General features: G+C 66.8%; 10 protein-coding genes. 3 read left to right on the top strand and 7 right to left on the bottom strand.

All coding sequences use genetic code 11. The features are described 5' to 3' along the window. Window position 1: 1 nt before the first annotated feature. Together IL992_RS48700 and IL992_RS37370 are read left to right on the top strand one after the other, a co-directional pair. Window positions 2–2611: a LuxR C-terminal-related transcriptional regulator gene (locus IL992_RS48700; RefSeq protein ID WP_193208038.1), complete on the top strand. Its 2610-nt coding sequence runs from the start codon at window positions 2–4 to the stop codon at window positions 2609–2611. A 180-nt stretch (window positions 2612–2791) separates the two neighbouring features. Beyond that, a complete protein-coding gene (locus IL992_RS37370; RefSeq protein ID WP_193208037.1) occupies window positions 2792–4096 on the top strand; it encodes a lipase/acyltransferase domain-containing protein in 1305 nt (434 codons plus the stop codon). A 202-nt stretch (window positions 4097–4298) separates the two neighbouring features. On the opposite strand, the gene IL992_RS37365 is transcribed toward IL992_RS37370, so the two are convergent. The 3 genes from IL992_RS37365 to IL992_RS37355 all read right to left on the bottom strand — a co-directional run bounded on the left by IL992_RS37365 (window position 4299) and on the right by IL992_RS37355 (window position 9916). Then, window positions 4299–5444, bottom strand: coding sequence for a cytochrome P450 (locus IL992_RS37365; RefSeq protein WP_193208036.1), 1146 nt, complete (start codon window positions 5442–5444; stop codon window positions 4299–4301). 114 nt (window positions 5445–5558) lie between these two features. Then, entirely contained in the window at window positions 5559–8414 is a 2856-nt protein-coding gene (locus tag IL992_RS37360) for a helix-turn-helix transcriptional regulator (RefSeq protein ID WP_193208035.1), read from the bottom strand. A gap of 599 nt (window positions 8415–9013) precedes the next feature. Further along, window positions 9014–9916, bottom strand: a complete 903-nt coding sequence (locus IL992_RS37355; RefSeq protein WP_193208034.1) for a hypothetical protein — start codon at window positions 9914–9916, stop codon at window positions 9014–9016. A 228-nt stretch (window positions 9917–10144) separates the two neighbouring features. Between IL992_RS37355 and IL992_RS37350 the strand changes: the two genes are divergently transcribed. After that, on the top strand, window positions 10145–12958 hold the full coding sequence (locus tag IL992_RS37350) for a helix-turn-helix transcriptional regulator (RefSeq protein ID WP_193208033.1): 2814 nt from the start codon (window positions 10145–10147) through the stop codon (window positions 12956–12958). A gap of 61 nt (window positions 12959–13019) precedes the next feature. Here IL992_RS37350 and IL992_RS37345 read toward each other — a convergent pair whose 3' ends face one another. The 4 genes from IL992_RS37345 to IL992_RS37330 all read right to left on the bottom strand — a co-directional run bounded on the left by IL992_RS37345 (window position 13020) and on the right by IL992_RS37330 (window position 17553). Further along, window positions 13020–14210: a cytochrome P450 family protein gene (locus tag IL992_RS37345; RefSeq protein WP_193208032.1), complete on the bottom strand. Its 1191-nt coding sequence runs from the start codon at window positions 14208–14210 to the stop codon at window positions 13020–13022. Window positions 14211–14509: 299 nt separating this feature from the next. Then, window positions 14510–15130, bottom strand: a complete 621-nt coding sequence (locus tag IL992_RS37340) for a hypothetical protein (RefSeq protein WP_193208031.1) — start codon at window positions 15128–15130, stop codon at window positions 14510–14512. Between the two features lie 420 nt (window positions 15131–15550). Then, the gene (locus IL992_RS37335) at window positions 15551–16405 is read right to left on the bottom strand and encodes a hypothetical protein (RefSeq protein ID WP_193208030.1); all 855 of its coding nucleotides are present in this window, start codon (window positions 16403–16405) and stop codon (window positions 15551–15553) included. Window positions 16406–16908: 503 nt separating this feature from the next. Next, window positions 16909–17553: a hypothetical protein gene (locus IL992_RS37330; protein ID WP_193208029.1), complete on the bottom strand. Its 645-nt coding sequence runs from the start codon at window positions 17551–17553 to the stop codon at window positions 16909–16911. Between the last annotated feature and the right edge of the window lie 226 nt (window positions 17554–17779).

The following is a 17779-nucleotide window of genomic DNA, read 5'->3' as shown; positions in this document are numbered from 1 at the left end:
CGTGGGGCGGGAAACGGAGGTCCAGGCGCTCGCCTGCGCTGTTTCCCGCCGTGAACACTCGGTCGTTTTCCTGGTGGGAGACATCGGGGTCGGCAAGACCCGGCTTGCCGACGAGGCGGTCACGCGGGTGGGGCCGGAGGCGGGTACGGTTCTGAGGCTGTCGGCCACGCCTGCGGCGGCCTCGTTGCCCTTGGGCGCTTTCGCACCTCTGCTGCCGTATCTGGATGTTCCCGACGCCATGCTGCTGCCGTCCGCCCGGGATGCGTTGCTGGCGGGACACGCAGGCGGTCGTCTGGTCCTGCTCGTGGACGATGCGCACAATCTGGACAGTGCATCCGCGGTGCTCACCCACCAGCTGACTCTCACCGGCAAGGTGGTGGCTCTCGTCATCGCTCGTTCGGGTGATCGGCTGCCGGACGCGCTCACCCCGTTGTGGAAGGACGAACGAGCGCTGCGGCTGAGGCTGGAGCCGCTGCCCGAGGAGGACATGGAGGACTTGATCGCTCAGGCGCTGCCCGGGAGAACCGGCGCGACGGTCCTCCGCGAACTGCGCCAGCTGTCAGCGGGAAGCCCTCTTATTCTCCGCGAGCTGATCTCCTACGCGGCCGGAACGGGCAGTCTTCGCCTGGACGGGGATCGCGGCTGGGTGCTGGAACGGCCGCTCACGGTGCCGCCATACCTGCTGGACATGGTCGTCGGCGAACGGGTCAAGGGGCTGTCTCGGCAGGCGAACCTGGCACTGCGGCTGGTGGCCCTGAGCGAGCCGCTCGGATATCGACTGCTGTGCGAGATGGCCGGGGAGGAAGCTCTGCGCGACCTGGAGGACCGCCGCCTCGTCGAGGTGCGGAGGCACGAGCTGCGCAGAGAAGTGAGACTCACCCACCCGTTGCTCGGAGAGGCCGTGCTCGGGGTCTCCACCTTTGAGAGGCGCCGGCTGCTGGTCACGCTCGCCGACGCCGTTGTCCGTACGGGGATGCGACGCCACGCCGATCTCGCCCGCGTCGCCGACTGGTGGTTGCAGGCCGGGGAGGTCGTGGACCCGGACATGCTTGCGCGTGCCGCCGCGATCAGTGTGAACGCCCGTGACTCATCCTCGGCCGTCCGCTTGGCGTGGGCGGCCAAGGCCATGGACGGCGGAGTGCGGGCCCGCCTCCTCCTGGGACACGCCCTGGCCGGTCAGGGCCGGGCCGAGGAGGCCGAGTCGGTGCTCGCGACGGCCATGACGCGGGCGGACCTGCCGCACGACCTCGCCGCCATTGGCATCGTCCGCAGCGAGAACCTCCTCAGCGGGCTGGAAGCCGGCGAGCGCGCCGCACAGGTCGCTGCCGAGACGGCGGCCGGGGTGGCGGGGTCGGACTGGGCGGACGAGGTCACCGCGCACGAGGCGCGTCTGCGCCTCTTACGCGGCGAGTCCGAAGCGGCCTTCGCGCTGACCGCTCCACTGTTGCGCAGCCGGGATCCACGCACCTTCACTCTCGCCGCTCTCACCGAAGCAACGGCCCTGACCTGGGACGCACGCCCGGAGAGCTGCCTGGAGCTCATGGAACGCGCGGTTCCGCTCTACGCCAGAGCGATCGACGGCGGATTGGTCCAGTGGGCTCCGCACATGGACGACGTCGTGAGAGTCGTGTCGCTGTCCTTCGTCGGACGGTTGTCCGAGGCCGAGGCTCTCGCCGTACGCGTGTGGAGGGAGTGCCACCGGCGTTATCTCGTCGTCGGCATGGCTCTGGCCGCCCTGTGCCGCGGCCACATCGCCCTCAGCCGGGGCAGGCCGCGGACCGCGCGACGATGGCTCCGGCGCTCGGCGGAGTTGTACGGCGCGGCCTTGCCGAGCAGGCGGCGATGGCCTCTCGCCCTACTGCTCGAGGCCGAGGTCTATTCGGGAAGTCGCGCGGCGGCCCGCGACGTGGCGGCCGAGTTGAAGACGGCCGCATCCGGGCCGGTGCGGAACCTGGCGGGGATGGAGCGGATCGCCCTCGCCTGGCTGGTCGCCGCCGAAGGACGGATCCCGCACGCGGAGAGTCAGCTCCTGGCCGTGGCCGAGACGTCCGGCGCCTCCGGCGCCCGGACGGTGGCGGTGGAGGCGCTGCACACGCTGGCCCGGCTCGGACGCGGAGCCGTGGCTCTTCCTCTGATGCGGAACCTGCGCCCGGCGGTCGAAGGTCCCTTCATGACGGCCAAGCTCGACATGATCGAGGCGGCCGCCCATCACGATCCCACGGCGCTGTCTGAGGCCGGTGCCGCCTTCGACGCCATGGGCGCGGCGCTGCTGGCCGCGGAGGCCTGGGCGGAGAGCAGCCGCTGCTATGCACGCCGGGGTGAACGGCGGTCGGCGACTCGCATGCGCGAGCAGGCGTGGTCGGCGTTGCGCTCCTGCGAGCAGGCGCGCACCCCCATGGTGACTTTCACGCAGACGACCTCACGTACGATGACCGATCGCGAGCGGGAGGTCGCTCTGCTCGCGGCGGAGGGCCTGCCCAGCAAGCAGATCGCCGAGCGCCTGCACCTGTCCCGGCGGACCGTGGACAACTATCTCCAGCAGTGCTACCGCAAGCTGGGCATCAATCGGAGGGAACAGATCAAGGCGCTGATGGCCGGTGCCGTCGGTTGACAGTCGCTCCCGTCCGAGTTGGAAATCCGAGAGGGGCCGGCGGATGAACCGAAACGCCATCGCATCGCCCTCATCACCTCGTAATCAGCTTTAGGGTACGCGCTAAGGGATTCCTCCGAGGCGTGGCTTCCGACGCGTGCCGCAGACTGAGCCTGAGGAACACGCATCAAGGAGAAAGCCATGCCCGCTTTTCGTTGCTTATGCCGGCTTCTTGCGGCATTACTGTTGTCGGTCGCGACGTTAGGGGTGTTCGCCGGGGCCGCCGCTGCTCAGGCCATTCCGCCGCGGACGCCGATCGTTCTGTTCCCCGCCTTCCATTTCACCAGGCTTCTGGTGAACGTGCAGAACCAGCAGGTCGATCCGTCCTGTCCCGCGTCCGGGAGCTTCGAGGACTGGTATCCGAACCCCACGCCCAGCGCGACCTTCAGCCGGGTCTGCATGGACAAGCTCATGACCTTGCGCTACGACGGCGACCCGAGCCTCCCCATGCCGGACCGGTTCTCCAATCAGCAAGGCGTAACCGTCGCCATGTCCGACTACGGCAAGACCGCAAGCGCTCCGGCGTACGAGCAGATGTACGCCTCGCTCGAGCAAGCCGGCTGGAGAAGGGACGTCAGCATCCGCGTCGCCGGGTACGACTCCCGCCTCACTCCCGACATGGGTGGTTTTCTCAGCCGAACGCGGCATCTGATTGAGAAGACATACGCGGCCAACGGCAACCGTCGCGTTCACCTGGTCGGCCACTCCAACGGTCCGCTGTACGCCCAGTACCTGCTCACCCACTCCTCGGAGAGCTGGAAGCGGAAGTACATTCAGGGGTTCACGCCGATCGCCGGCAACTTCCCCGGCCAGGGCGCGATGTACGGGTATCTGTTCACCGGCCTCAACCTCACCACGTTCACGCTGCCTGACACGCAGGAGATCGCGGAAAGCAGCGCGCGGATGTTGATCTCCGCGCCGTCGACGTACATGAGCGCCGCGGCGCCGTCGACCTTCGGTACCGACGAAGTCGTCATCGCGGACGCCGGCACGGGGAAGCAGTACACGCCGGCTGACTACCACGCACTCGTCACCGCCCCCGGCATGCCGCCGGAGGCGGCGGAAATCGCGGACTACTACATCGGCTTCGTGCGCTTCCAGGACGGAGATCCCACGAGCATCCTCCCCACCTCCACGAATCTCCCGAACGTCGACGTCTACGCGGAGAAGGGGTCGGGCATCCCCACTCTCGTCGGCGTCACCCTGCACGATCTGACGGTCGGTCAGGTCTTCGATTCCGCCCTGCCGGTCTTCACCCGGGACGGTGACGGAAATGAGGAGGACATCACCAACAACGCGATCCAGGTGTGGAGCGCGATGCCCTGTCACCATTTCACACTTACCGACAACTCTGGGCTGGATCATTTCTCCCTCGCCTTCGACTCCGCAGTGCTGAGCAGATTGATGGTCAATGCCCAGAAAACACCTACGGTCTGCCAGAGCTGAGGTGGCTGAGAAATTCGGCGTACGGTGGAGGCAGCACTTTTCATAGATCGTTGAATGGCGAGGTCTCCGTAAGACGGTCCCTCGACGGAGAAGGACTGTCAGCACGGAGACCGCGTCGTCACCAGGCCGGTGAGGGCGGGCCGGCGGACCTGACCGCCGCGCATGATGTTGGGGGATCCCTCTGAACGGAGGGATCTCACGTCTACTGTCCAGCCCTCGCGCCGCACGCCGGAGCGACGCGGGCCGGTCCCAGCCTGACAGGGAGCTCGACGAGAGCGCGATCGATCAGCGCGGGCCGGTAGCGCAACCCATCCCGAGGGTCGGCCAATCTGATGTCAGGAAATTTCGTTATCAAGGAGGAGATAGCCGTTTGGCCCGCCAGCCGGGCAAGCGGGGCGCCGAGGCAGAAGTGGATTCCGTGGCCGAAGGCCAGGTGAGGACCGGAGGGCCGTGTGATCAGGAACGAGTCGGCATCGGCGAAGGCGGACGGGTCCCGGTTGGCCGAGCCGAGCAGGAGAAGGACGGGCTCGCCTGCCGGTATGCCCGTCGTTCCGATCGTGACCTCTGTTCTCGGGAAGCGCCACAAGGACGTCGCGGCGGGGCTTTCGTAGCGCAGGATCTCTTCGATCGCGCTGCCGATCAGTGAAGGCCGGTCCTGGAGGAGGCGCAGCTGATCCTCGTGGTCCAGCAGCGCCAGGATGCCGTTGCCGATGAGGTTCGCCGTGGTGTTGTATCCCGCCACGACCAGCACGCCGACCGTTCCGACCAGTTCGGCCTCCGTGAGAGTCTCTTCCGCTTCCTCGGACCGGATGAGGTCCGAGAGCAGGTCGTCGCGTGGATGCGCCCGTCGCTCCGCCACGAAAGCGCGGGCACGGTCGAGTAACAGGCCGATGGCCGCCAACGATCGCGTTCGGTCCGGGTGCACGGCCTCGGACGCCAGGCGTTGCAACTCCTCGTGGTCTTCGAGCGGGGCCCCGAGGATGTCGGCGATCGTGGCGATGGAGAACGGATAGGCGATAGATCCCAGGAGTTCCGATTCGTCGCTCGATGGCAGGGAGTTGAGGATCTGGTCGAAGTTCTTCTGCAAGGTGCCGGCCAAAGTGGCCACGCGCCTGGCGGCGAAGGCGGGGGAGAGCAGACGCCGAATCCGCGTGTGATCCGGTGGATCGGAGAAAGCGGGCGCGTTTTCCCATGCCGTGCCTGGGCCGATCGCGAGTCCGGCTGTACGGAAATCGTCCGTGGCGGATGCGGAGTCCGAGCTGAACCCACGGCTGTCGCTCAGGATCTTCTGGATGTCTTCGTAACGCGAAATCAGCCATACCCGCACGCCTGTGCCGGGGAACGTCACCGGGAAAGCGGGGGAGTTCTGCCGGAGCCACGCCCAGGTGGGGTGAGGATTCTGAAAATATTCATCTGTGAAAGGCTCGGCGGGAATTCGAGGCATCTTTGGTAAGTCTCCTGTTCATCCGCGGGAAGGCGTGGCGACGGCGCCGGCCAGCAGCTGATCCTGCTTGTACAGCTGATATCGGCGGGTGATGCCGAGCTTGCGGTACACGCTGCTGAGGTGCACCTCGACGGTTTTGGTGGTGACGAAGAGTCGCTGGGCGATGACCCGGTTGGTGTGGCCGGCGGCGGCGAGTACGGCCACCCGCCGTTCACTGGGGGTGAGGGCGCCGGGGCCCGTGATGGCGGTGCGGCGGGGACGGCCGCCTGACGCCCGCAGCTCGGCGCGCGTCTGCTGGACGAGGGGGACGGCGCCGGCGCGGTCGGCGAGGTCGAGCGCCTTGGCCAGGCAAGCCCGTGCTTCGCCCCGCTTGTTGGCGCGACGGAGCGCGGCCCCGAGGGCATGCAGGGCTTTGGCGTGTTCGAGCTGTGCGGGTGAGGGGTGGAGGATCTCCACGGCGTCGCGGAGCATCGCAAGTCCCATCTCGTCGCCGGTGAGGCTGCCGGCGACCCGAAGGGCCTGGCCGAGGGCGCGGGGCGCCCGCCAGCGGCGGGCGAGTTCGACGGTCTCGGCGGCCAGCTCCGCCGCCTCTGTCTCACGGCCCAGGGTGTGGAGGGCGGTCGCGGCGTCCGCTCGCCAGTCGAGGTAGGCGGGGTTGCGCCAGCCGTAGGACTCGTAACGGCGACCGCACTCGACGAGAGCCTCGGCGCCCTCCTCCAGTCTGCCCTCACGGATGAGCAGGCGGCCGCGACTGGCCTCGGTCCAGCACATCTGCGCCGCGGAGCTCGGAAGACCGGCCTCGCCCGCCCAGCTCAGGGCCTGCGCCGCCGCCTCGTTCTCGCCGCGTTCCATGAGCGTGTCGGCCAGATAACTGGCCACCAGGGGCCGAATCACGTCGAGGCGGACCGTTTCCGCGAGCCGCATCGACTCGCGCGCGTCGATCTCGGCCTCGATGAGAGATCCCTGACGCAGCCACGCCAGGGCGCGGAAGGCGAGCACGGCCGAGGCGCCGTACGTGGAACCGCTGCGATGGGAGTGGGCCAGGGCCGCGTCGAGAATCGCGAGGACGTCGCCTTGGTCCGCGCTGATCAGCGTCCATACGGCGTCCGCGAACGCCTCCGTGGCAATGGCGTGCTCGACGAAGAGCCCGTCGCCGAACGCGCGCCCGGTACACCTGAACGCCCGTTCGTGATCGAGCAGCGCGATGCCCTCGTACCAGCCGATGAGTGCGTCCAGCATGTGTCCGCCGAGGCCGGGCTGCGGCGGTGCGTCCCGAAGCTCCATCACCAATTCCTCCGCGACGTCGTGCAACTCGACGTTCGAGAGTGTGACGTTGAGCAGGTTGGCCTGCAGGCGGCGGCGCAGGTCGGCGTGCCCGGGACCGAGCCGGGAGATGGCCTCGTCGAGGATCGTCATGGCGTCGCGGTTGCGGCCGACCGTGAAGAGCGCGCGCCCGAGCGTGTCCGCGATAACTCCCCGGGCTTCCGCCGGCTCGGTCGTTTCCAACGCCCGGGTGAGGTAGTCGATCGCCTTGCGGCCGTCGGTGAGCATGGCGAGGCCGCCCGCCTCCCGCAACAGGTCCCCTTGCTCCTCCTTGTCCATGGAGCATTCCTGTAGCGCCCGCTCCAAATAGGCCAGTGCGCTTTCGGGTGCGGCGTGAGTAAGCGCCTCCGCCGCCCCGGCTCTGAGGGCGCCTACGACCTCGGGGTCTCCCGCGGGAGGGGTCCGTACGAGGTGGGCCGCGACGCGCTGGGCCGTTGAACCGCTTGCGGCAAGCACCCGCGCGGCGAGCCGGTGGAGGCGGGCACGCTCCGTTCGGTCGATCAGATCGTAGACGGCCGCCTGGACGACGGGATGGACGAAGCACACCGGCTCTCCTCCGCGCAGGATGTCCGCCGCTACCAGGGAGGAGTGGACATCCCAGGCCTTCGCCGCGTCGACTCCCGCCACCACGGCGGTCTCGGCGAGCTTGGCCCCGTCGTCCAGGATCGCCGCCGCGTAGGCCAGGGCGGTCGCCTCCGGGCCCAGCGTGGAGAGCTGAAGGCTTACCCGGCGACCGATGGCGGTTCCGGCCGCGGCGGGAAGCCGCGACGCTCCATCGGCGGTGGCCGGAATCGCCTGGGCCGCAGCGGTGACCGCCAGTTCACGGAGCAGCAGGGGGTTCCCTCCGGCCAATTCGTGACACGCCATGCAGAAGGCGTCGTCCGCCGGGCCGACCACGCCCCGTATCACCCTGGCGGACGCGTCCGGGCTCAACGGGCGCAATCTCAGCACCCGCGCCGCCGGGTCTGTGGTGATGTAAGCCAGCAGGTTCTGGTCGGTTCGCGGATCCCCGGGGCGGGCGCCCAGCACGATGCCGATCGGCAGGCCTTCGATCCGCGGCAGAAGGTACGCAAGAAACCGCAATGACGCCGCATCCGCGAGATGCAGATCGTCGATGATGATTGCTCGGGGGGAGTCGCCGCACATGTTCGCGGTGAGCCAGTAGAGACTGTGCAGGGCGGCGAAGTCACCGACAGGTGCCTCTCCTTCTCCCAGCGCGCCGAGCACCGCTGTCGCGCCGTGAGCCGGGCCCTGCAACCAGCGGTCCCTCTGCGTGGCGCCGGCGACCGCCAAAGCGGGCTCGAACAGCTGGCGGACGATGCCGAAGCCGAAGCCCCGCTCCAGATCCGATCCTCTGGCACGCAGCACCGGGAGCCCGGCCGAGGCGGCCATCGTCCCCGCCGCCGCCAGCAGAGCCGTCTTGCCCATACCGCCGGGCCCCTCAGCCAGGACGAGCCTGCTCGTGCCCGATCGAGCAGCGTCGATCACCTCGGCGAGCGTCGCCCGCTCACCGTCCCGTTCCCATAGGTCGTCCGACGCCGAGGCCAACATGAGCCCCCTCCTCCTGGACGTAGTGCCGGCACGGTGTGGAGCGCAGTCCTGCCGGAATGTCCTCGATCCGTAGGTCCGGGTGAGTGCCGCGATGCCGAGCTGATCCCCACAAAGGGGATGGACCATTGCCCGGTGCGATGCCGTCGTCCCGGTCGGCTCCGCGTGGCATCTTTCCCACCGGCACGCGATGGGCCGCTGAATGGCGCCATCGTGCAAGGCCGCGTCACACTTCATGCTCGGGGACGGCCGGGATCGTGTCACAGTGTCCGTCTCGACGGACGGGCCAGCATGTGGGTCTCGCCTCCTAAAATTTCGGGGGCAACCCCAAGGAAATGAGATTTCATCGGGTGGTTAGACCACGCCCTGGGCGGTTAGGATCCGGTCCTTCGGCTCCGGTCGCGCACCTTGGCGGTGGCTCCGTCCACACTCGCGCCGACCTGGGCGTACAGCCGGCTGATGGGCGCGACCGTCCATCGCTGAGGGGCCCTGGCACAGCGATGCGCCAGAGCCACCCAACGGGGCCAACGGGATGACAACGACCGTGAAATCAGAGGTCAGCCGAACCACTCAGCCCACCAGAAGACGACGAGAGTTCAGGGCTAACCGCAGATCGCGCTCGCTGTCGCCGACCACGGAGGCATGTTCGGGACTTCCGCTACTGCCTGCAGCAAGGCCGTACCTTCCGGAGCGTAATCCGCGATGAAAGCCTGAAGCGCCACGTATCTCGGAGCTCCTCCGTCGATCCGGCCCGCTATTCCATAAAGCTGCTTTCCCGGCGTGCATTTCGCCACCGCGCCTCTCCACGAGTAGAGCGTGGCCGGAGGGTCTACGACGACTGTGTCGATCGCCGTTTTCACCTCGTAATTCGGACTGGGCGTCCCGCAGACGGCCGAGGCGTTGATGCCCCACGTGCCCGGATAGCCCGGCTTTTCGACTGCGCTCGCCGTCACCGCGGTGTTCGGAGACACCGCCGAGCTGGAGGATGCGGGCTCGCTGAGCGACGTGCCCACCGGCCGGATGTCACCCTTACCGCCGATGATCCTGAAGCCGGTGCTGAGCACGCGCAGGGTGCCGGGGCACTGGACGGTCACCGACTTGGCGTCCGTGTCGTTCACGGGCGTGCTGCGATTGACGTACTGGAGGTTCAGGACGACGCTGACGTCGGCGCAGAGCGCCGTGACGTTCAGGTTCCACGGGTCCTGTGTCGTGCCGCCGGCATACGCCGCGCCGGAGTAGGAGTTCGCCTGTGCGGACGCCTCCGCCTGAGCAAGAGGGATGGAAGCGTACCCGATGTGAGCTCCACCGCCGACGAGTTTCGTCCCCGCAGGGCAGGTGGCCTCGACATGTTTGTACTGAGTCGTATCAATGGGAGTCTCCGCCCTGACCGTCTGCCACAACGGCTTGGCCGAAGCGGGACCTGTGGTGAGGGCGCACGCCGACGCCACGAAGACGGCGGCCGTGATCAGCGCGCGCGATATACGAGGAGAGCGATCAACAGACACCTTTCCTCCTGTCTCGGATGCTCCTCATCGTCCGGCAAGAGGAAGGGCGAAACATTGGGGGACAACCCCAGGAATGACCCCATCCTCCAGATGTCCGATCCTTCTGGAGGGCGGCTTCCGCCGCTCCGCGGACCCGGCCGCCGTCGGAGAAGTTCCCATGTCTGTCACCGGAGAGGCTTCCGCTTGTGATCCTGTGGCCTGAGAATGTCGCCCGTGCCGCGTGACCTAATGCTCGAACGTGAATCTGAGCTATCCGCCATCTTCGACGGAGTTACCAGGGCCAGGGCCGGAAGGAGCACGTTCTTCGCGGTGATGGGGGCTGCCGGCATAGGCAAGACCCGGCTGATCGAGGAGGCCAGGCGGACGGCGGCCGAGAACGGCCTGCGCGTTCTGGCGGCCAAGGCCTCACCCCTTGAGCGTGGGTATGCGTTCGGACTGGTACGCCAGTTGTTCGAAAGCGTCCTCATACGGGCAGACGAGGCCGAGCGTGAGCGTCTGCTGTCGGGCGCGGCGAGTGAGGTCCGCCCTCTCTTCGAGCCCACGGGGCGAGGCGGCGCCCCACGGAGCGAGATGGCCGTGTTCCACGGGTTGTTCTGGCTCACGGCCAATCTCTGTGACATCGGCCCCGTTCTGCTCGCGGTGGACGATCTCCACTGGGCGGACGAAGCATCGCTGCGTTCTCTGGCGTACCTGCAACTCCGGCTGGATGATGTGGGTCTGGTGGTGGTAGCGGGGACGCGGCCGTCCGATCCGCTGGCCGCGAGAGATCTGCTGGATGTCCTCCTGACTCATCCCGAATGCCGGACCCTGTGGCCTAAGCCGTTGAGCGTTCAGGCCACCGGAGCCGTCCTGGAGGAGATTCTCGGCCACACCCCGAACCCGCAGCTGGTCTCGGCGTGCCACGCGGCCACGGTGGGCACCCCATTGCTGCTCATGGAGATGGGGCGTGCACTGAGGAGGGAGCAGAGCGGCTCGCGCGATCTGGAGAACATGCGGATCGACGATGTCGGAGGCAAGGCCATCGCCAGGCGCGTCTCGGTCGAGCTTGTCAGGCTGTCGAAGGCGGGCCGACGAATTGCCGAGACCGTAGCGATACTGGGCCGTCAGGCCGATCTGGGCCGCCTCGCCACTCTTGCACAGCTCGAGCCGGAGACGGTGCACCGGGGAATCAGCGAGCTCGACGACGCCCACATCCTCCGCCGTGCTCCAGGGCAGCGGGCGGCCGTCGAGTTCGTGCATCCCTTGGTGCGGTCGGCCGTTTACGAGCAGATGGACCCCAGTGACCGTGCCGGCCGGCATCTGGAGGCGGCCGAACTATTGATCCAGGAGGGCCGCCGTCCGGAGGAGCCCGCGATCCATCTCCTGGCGCTCCCTTTCCCGGCCGCCGGGCATCTGGTGGTGCTGCGACAGGCGGCGAGACAGGCTCTGGACAGGGGAGCGCCCGAGTCGGCCCACGCCTACCTGGCGCACGCCCTCACCGCGAACGTGCCACCGAAGGAGAGGCTCGACCTGCTCAAGGAGGCCATCACCACCGCGTTGCTCGTGGATGTGAAGCTGGCCACCGACCATCTGGAGTCGGCCCTCCAGCTGAGCGAGGACCCGGTCGAGACCGGTGAACTTCTGTGCATGGCAGGGCTCGCCAAATCATGGATCGGCCGGGGGGACGAGATGGCGAAGCAGCTCGCCGAGGCCATCGAGCGGCTGCCCGATGACGCCGACGATCTGCGGCGAGGCCTCGAAGCGTTGCTGCTGGACATTCCGCTGGTCGCCGACGGCTTCGGCGACCTCCGCACGCGCATGCCGGCGCTGAGACGCCTCCCGCGTTCCGAGAGCTTGAACGCGGCCTTCCTGGAGTGCATGATCGCCGGGAACGAATGCTATGCAGGGGATCCTCGCGGACTGGAGCGCGCGCGGGCGGCGCTCAGGCATCCGGGGATGCCGGCGGCCGCCGCTATGGGAGCCTCCGCGGGCATCGTCGGCCACTTCACGCTCATCGTCGGCGACATCGAGCAGGGCATCGACGCGTACGGTGTGGTGGTCGAGGAAGCGCGCAGGCACGGGTCGACGGTCGCCCTCGGCATCTCGCTGACGTACCGGGCGATGGGCTGGTTGCGCGGGGGAGAACTCGCCGAAGCCGAAGCCGACCTCCGCGAGGTCTTCCAGATGGATCGACTCAGCCCCATGGGCATCGTGCTGGGAATCGCGCGGGGACTCCTCGCCGAGGTTCTGGTCGAGCAGGGGAAGATCGATGAGGCGGGGGCACTCCTCGATGAGGAGGAACTGCCCGCTAAACTGCCGCAGGCTGGGATTCTCCATTTCACTCTCCATGCGCGAGCGAAGCTCCTGTCGGCGCAGGGCCTCACCGAACGGGCACTCGAGGCGGCGCTCGTCACGGGGGAGAGATTCGCGGGCCACAACGGCGCCAATCCGGCCATCGTGGCCTGGCGCTCGGAGGCGGCCCTGAGCCTGTACGCGTTGGGAAATGCGGCCGGGGCTCAGGCGTACGCTCGCGAGGAGGTCGAACTCGCGGAGCGATGGGGGGCACCGTATGCGATCGGGCGCGCGGTGCGGGTGGCAGGGCTTGTCGCCCCGATGCCCGAGGCGCTCACACTGCTGGAACGCAGCGTCGACGTGCTGCGCCCCACCACCGCCCGACTGGAGCTCGCGTACTCGCTGGTGGCGCTCGGGGCATGTCGGCGCCGCATGGGGCACCTCGCCGCGGCGCGGCCCCTGCTGTACGAGGGGATGGAGCTCGCCCAGCGCTGTCAGGCCGCACCCCTGGTGAAGGAGGCGCGGGGCCACCTCGCCGCCGCCGGAGCCCGCCCCAGGCGTTCCTACGTCAGCGGTCCCGAGTCGCTGACCCCCAGCGAGTCCCGCGTCGCCCGGCTGGCCGCGGAGGGTTTCACCAACAGCCAGATCGCCCAGCGCCTCTATATCCAGGTGAAGACCGTGGAGGTCCACCTGTCGAGCGTCTACCGCAAGCTCGGCGTCACGCGTCGGCAGCAGCTCACCTCCATGCTGGCAGGATCGGGCCAAACGTGAGCGGACTCTCCAGAGCCGGCCGTCACGCGCCCACCTGGCCGGTCCCGCGCGATGGGTCTTCTCAACGGAGTTCGACCGGCAGCTCGACAAGGCCTCGCATATAGAAGCTGTCCCTATAGCACACCTTCTCGCGCGCCACCCCCAGCCTGAGATCGGGGAACTCGCTCATGATCGCCGGGACCGCGATCTCCGTTTCGAGTCGGGCCAGCGCTGCACCGACACAGTTGTGCAGGCCGTGTCCGAAGCCCACGTGTTTGACATCGGAGCGGGTGATGTCCAGAACGTCCGGATTCGGAAAACGCCGCGGGTCACGGTTCGCCGACAGGGTGAGGGGAAGTATGGCTGCCCCCGCGGGCAGCTCCACACCGCCGACGGCGACGGGCTCGGTGGCATACCTCCAGGTGGCCAGCAGAGCGCCTTCGTAGCGGAGGAACTCCTCGACCGCTGCAGTATGAAGAGATGGTTGATCCTGGAGCAGCCTCCGCTGCACCGGATGGTCGAGGAGCGCGAGAACCGCGTTGCCGATGAGGTTCTGCGTGGTGTCATACCCTCCCAGGATGAGATTGGTCACCGTGCCGATCAACTCGGCCTCGTCGAGGCCGCCCCCGTCGTCCCGCATCTGGACCAGATGCGTCACCAGGTCGTCGTCCGGGTGAGCACGCTTGGTGGCGATCAAGTCTTCGGACAGTTCGATGAGACTCTTGATGGCAGCCGGGATTTTGTCCGGGTGACCCGAGAAGAGGATCCGGACATCCTCGGCCGCCTGGCACCTATCATCAGGCTGGAACCCGAGAATGCGGCCGATGATCTCGGCGGGCAGGACATGCGCGTACTCGGGCACGAGGTCTATTTCCGAGCGGTTCCGAAACCCTTCGAGCAGGGAACGCACCACGTCGTGGGCCACCTGGCTCCACGCCTGGATCCTCCGGGCCGTGAACACCGCCATGACGGGTTTGCGTAGCCGGGCGTGGTCGGGCGGATCCGCTTGGCCCATCCCGGGAGGCAGAGAAGAGTACAATATTCCAGATGCCTGGATCTCGCTGTTGGCGTGGGCGGGATTGGCGCTGAACCGGGGGTCGCCCAGCACGAACCGTACATCCTCGTATCGCGTGACCAGCCAGACGGGAACGTCCCCTACCGGAAACTGGAATTGTGCTACGGGCGCATGGTCTCGGAACCATTCGAGAGTGGGATAGGGATCCCGGAAGAACTCTGGTGTGTACAACGTGGGAGAAGGTTGTTCAGCCGACATGTCGTCCCTCCATACAATGGGAGCCCTGCCCGTCGTCCCGGGTTGCAGGCCCGGTGATCGACCAAAGGCACCGGGGCATCGTCTCCCGGCATTCCCATTCGCACACCGGGGCGGACCCCAAGGCGACGCCCCTATTTTTCGCTCCGGGCCGCTGCCGCGCCCGTCCTCGGCCTGTCTCTAACGGAAATGGTCACCTCGGCGAGCGCCGTTGATCGCCGAGGTGACCACGATCGGGTGATCAGAGCCGTTTCGCGTCGCCGTGACGCGACGCCTGGCCTGCCGGTCCGGCCGGGACGCCGTCAGGCGCCGCCGGCGTAGCGGACCACGTACTCGCCGTCGTCCTCGGCAAATTTCATCGGGGCGGTCACGGTGTTCTGGTAGACGGTGGCGTAACTGTCTCCCAGGATGTCGTCCCTGCCCAGGAGTTCGCTTTTCATTTCTGATTTGACCGCGGATCTCAGGGCGGTCCGAAGCGCGGCGGCCTTCTTCTCTATGGGCTGCCAGAAATACTTCTGGTACTCGTTATGCATTATGTTAGGGATCTGATGTCCTGGGTTGAGATCCCCGAAAGGTCCGTCCTGTTCAAGCATGACCGTGACTGTGAGCGAGCCGGATGGGACGTTAGTAGCGATTTTCGTCTTCGGGGTGTATGGGGTTTTTCTGGGAGTGGTTTCGATACCGGGGTAGACCACCTCGACCCGGGTGTCGTCGGGATTGGTCGGGCTGCCGATGAATACCACGAAGTACGGAGTGTCGCTGCCCGCTGTGTCGTTCATCTCTGCGCAGACGATTTGCCGGAGATCGACGGTGATCCCCGTCGCCGCGTTGGCGGGACTTCCGGAGGCGATGACGGGAATCGCCGCGGCGGCAACCGTGAGCGCGCTCATGGTGCGCCGGAGCCAGCATGATATGGATGACATGGAATTCCTTGTATGGTGATTAACGAAATAGGCGTGTCGCCGAGGGCCGAGACAGTTGCTGCGCACGATGAGTGGCGCAGCCGAATCCGGCACCGGCCGTGGCCCGCGAAGACGGTGCGAGCAGTGGGCGGACGCCTTGACCCCGTTACCGGCGATTTTCGCCAAAGTGCCGTGCCTTGCTCGCACCTCTATATGACTATCTGATTTGTGCGTGTGAGCGCATTGGGGTGCTACCTTAATGATTCGCTCGGGCTCCCCGAGCAATCCCTGACATTCGCGTATCGTGCCGTCGGCCGGACGGCCGCGAGACACACCGCCCAAGCTGGGGAATGCTGCTCGTGGCGCTACGATGAGATCCCGCGTCGCAGTTCGCCGCGATATGGTTCGGCTGTCCCATCGGCAGGGTTCGGCAGCCCCTTCTCAGCTCTCTCTCAGCTCGATGGTGAGGCCCTGGATCGCGCTAGGGGCGATCTGCACGTGTTCCGCGCTGTGGATCCCCAACATGTTGTTGCCATCGAGATAGTCCTTCGCCGCATCCAGGTCGGACACCTTCAGCACGAGCTTCGCCCACTTCTCTGTCCGACCGGGGATGACTTTCAATGCGGGACCGTCCTCGAACTCGAATGCGCCGTGGGAGTTCGGCTCGATCCCCAGGAAACGTCCGAATCCGCTCTGTGCGGCCGGGGCGTCGGGGGATTCGACGACCACTGTCATCGCATTTTGGATTCCCAGCGGTCCTCCGCTGCGCACATCGATGAGCTCGCGGTCCGCCGCGTCCCGATATTCGCTGGGGGTCGCCGCCCTGAAGGTGGCCGAGTAGAAGTCCGGTCCGTAGAACGTTATCTGCGTCCGCAGCCCCGTGTCGCTCTGGGCCGGATGATCCAGATTGACCGGATATATGTTCGTGCACAGCAAGGTGGAACCGACATTGATGTCGCCCCTCTCCCATTCGATATTCTGATCCTTCAAATAATCGAGAGTGTCTTGCAGGGAGCCGGCGGCCTCGAATCCGATCCCGTGAAACCGGGCCGTGCCCTCCGGGAGTCGAGGCACCAGATCGGTATCGAACCTGAAGAATTGCAGATTGGTTCTGCCAATATAAGCAGCCCCACTCCAGAAATCGCCGTAGCTCTGGTAATCCCACGCGACCGGCAGGTTCAGGGTTTGCGGCGAGGTGAAGAATTCGAACAGATCCTCCGGGCTTCCGGAGTTCACGAACACGAAATCTTGCGCTCTGACGTTCGGCTGGACTTCTCCGGTCGTTGACCGTTTCATGAACCTGCCTCCATCGAAAAGAAAGAAACAACGCTGCCCAACTTGACCCGTTCTGGCTGGAAGGGTCGCAAGCGGGTTTCCTCATGAAACTCCCGTTGCCGGTCTCCGGTATCGGGGTCATCCCTGACACGAGCCCCTAGTGTTGGGGCGGCTCCCGGTAGGAATCCCGGCGGTGACGACCGGATGGCCAGACCGCGACCTCCGCAACCGCCGCCCCCCGCGGTGTCGGACGCAATGCTGGGCACCGAGCAGGTCAGCTCCCACCATCGGGCATGCCACTGTCGGCCCCGTTGCGGCCTTCGGCGCCCTGATCGTGATCGGGGTCGACGGCCCCGGTGCCTGCGGGTCCGGACTGACCCTGATCACACGGACTGGTCCCTGCTCAGCGGTGAAGGAATGGTCACCTCGGCGAGCACAGTTGATCGCCGAGGTGACCACGATCAGGTGATCAGAGCCGTGGTCGCGCCGCCGTGGCGCGAAACACTCCGGTCGGTCGGCTGCCGTCAGCCGGTGTAATAGACCCTGTAGTAGCCGTCGTCTTCCTTGAACGACATCGGGGCGGTCGCCTGGCCCTGCTGGACCGTGGCGTAGCTGGTGCCCAGGATGTCGTCGTCGCCGTTTCCCGGGATGACGTCTTTGGCGTTCTCGGTCAGAATGGCATCTACTTTGGACCTGAGCCGGGCCCCCAGCCAGGCCGCCTTCTCGTGGGTGGACTCCATGGAGGGCATCTCGAACCAATAATCGTGGCTCATGCTGGCGTCGATCCCGTCGATCTGCTCCGGCGCCAGGTCCCTGGCCTCGTCCTGCTCAAGCATCACGGTGACGGTGAGAGTGACGGTGAGAGCCCTGGAAGACGCATTGCCGGTGATGAGCGTCTGGGGGAGGTAGGTGGATTGGCTCTTGGTGTAGATGCCGGGGTCGACCAGCACCGTCCCTGTGCGGTGGTTCGGGCTGACGATGAACACCACGAAGTACGGGCGGTCGCCGCTCGACCCCCAGTCGCTCTGCTCCACGCATTCAATCTTCCAGAGGCGTATCGAGATCCCCGTCGCCGCGTTCGCCGGAGTGGCGGTGAACGTGGTAGCGGCGGCCGTGACCATGGCCAGCGCGCCCAGGGCGTACCGGAGCCGGCGGGGCACAGATGACATAAGAATTCCTCTCTGACGATCGATGGACAACTTCCGCCGAGGCTCGGCGTCTGCGCGCGCATTCGAGCACTAGGTCTTTCGGCGAGCGGCCCGAAACCCATCGGTTGAGAAGGCAGCCGTGAGACCCCGCCCTTGTGCCGTTCGGCGGCCGGTGACCGGCACACGATCCGGGCTACTCACCTATTCAAAATCCCCTTTTCCAAGTTCCGCCCGTGCCTGTTCTCGT

The organism is Microbispora sitophila, from assembly GCF_014892245.1.
Taxonomy (GTDB): Bacteria; Actinomycetota; Actinomycetes; order Streptosporangiales; family Streptosporangiaceae; genus Microbispora; species Microbispora siamensis.
The sequence above is the reverse complement of the archived record's forward strand: the minus strand, read 5'-3'. Positions and strand labels throughout refer to the sequence as shown.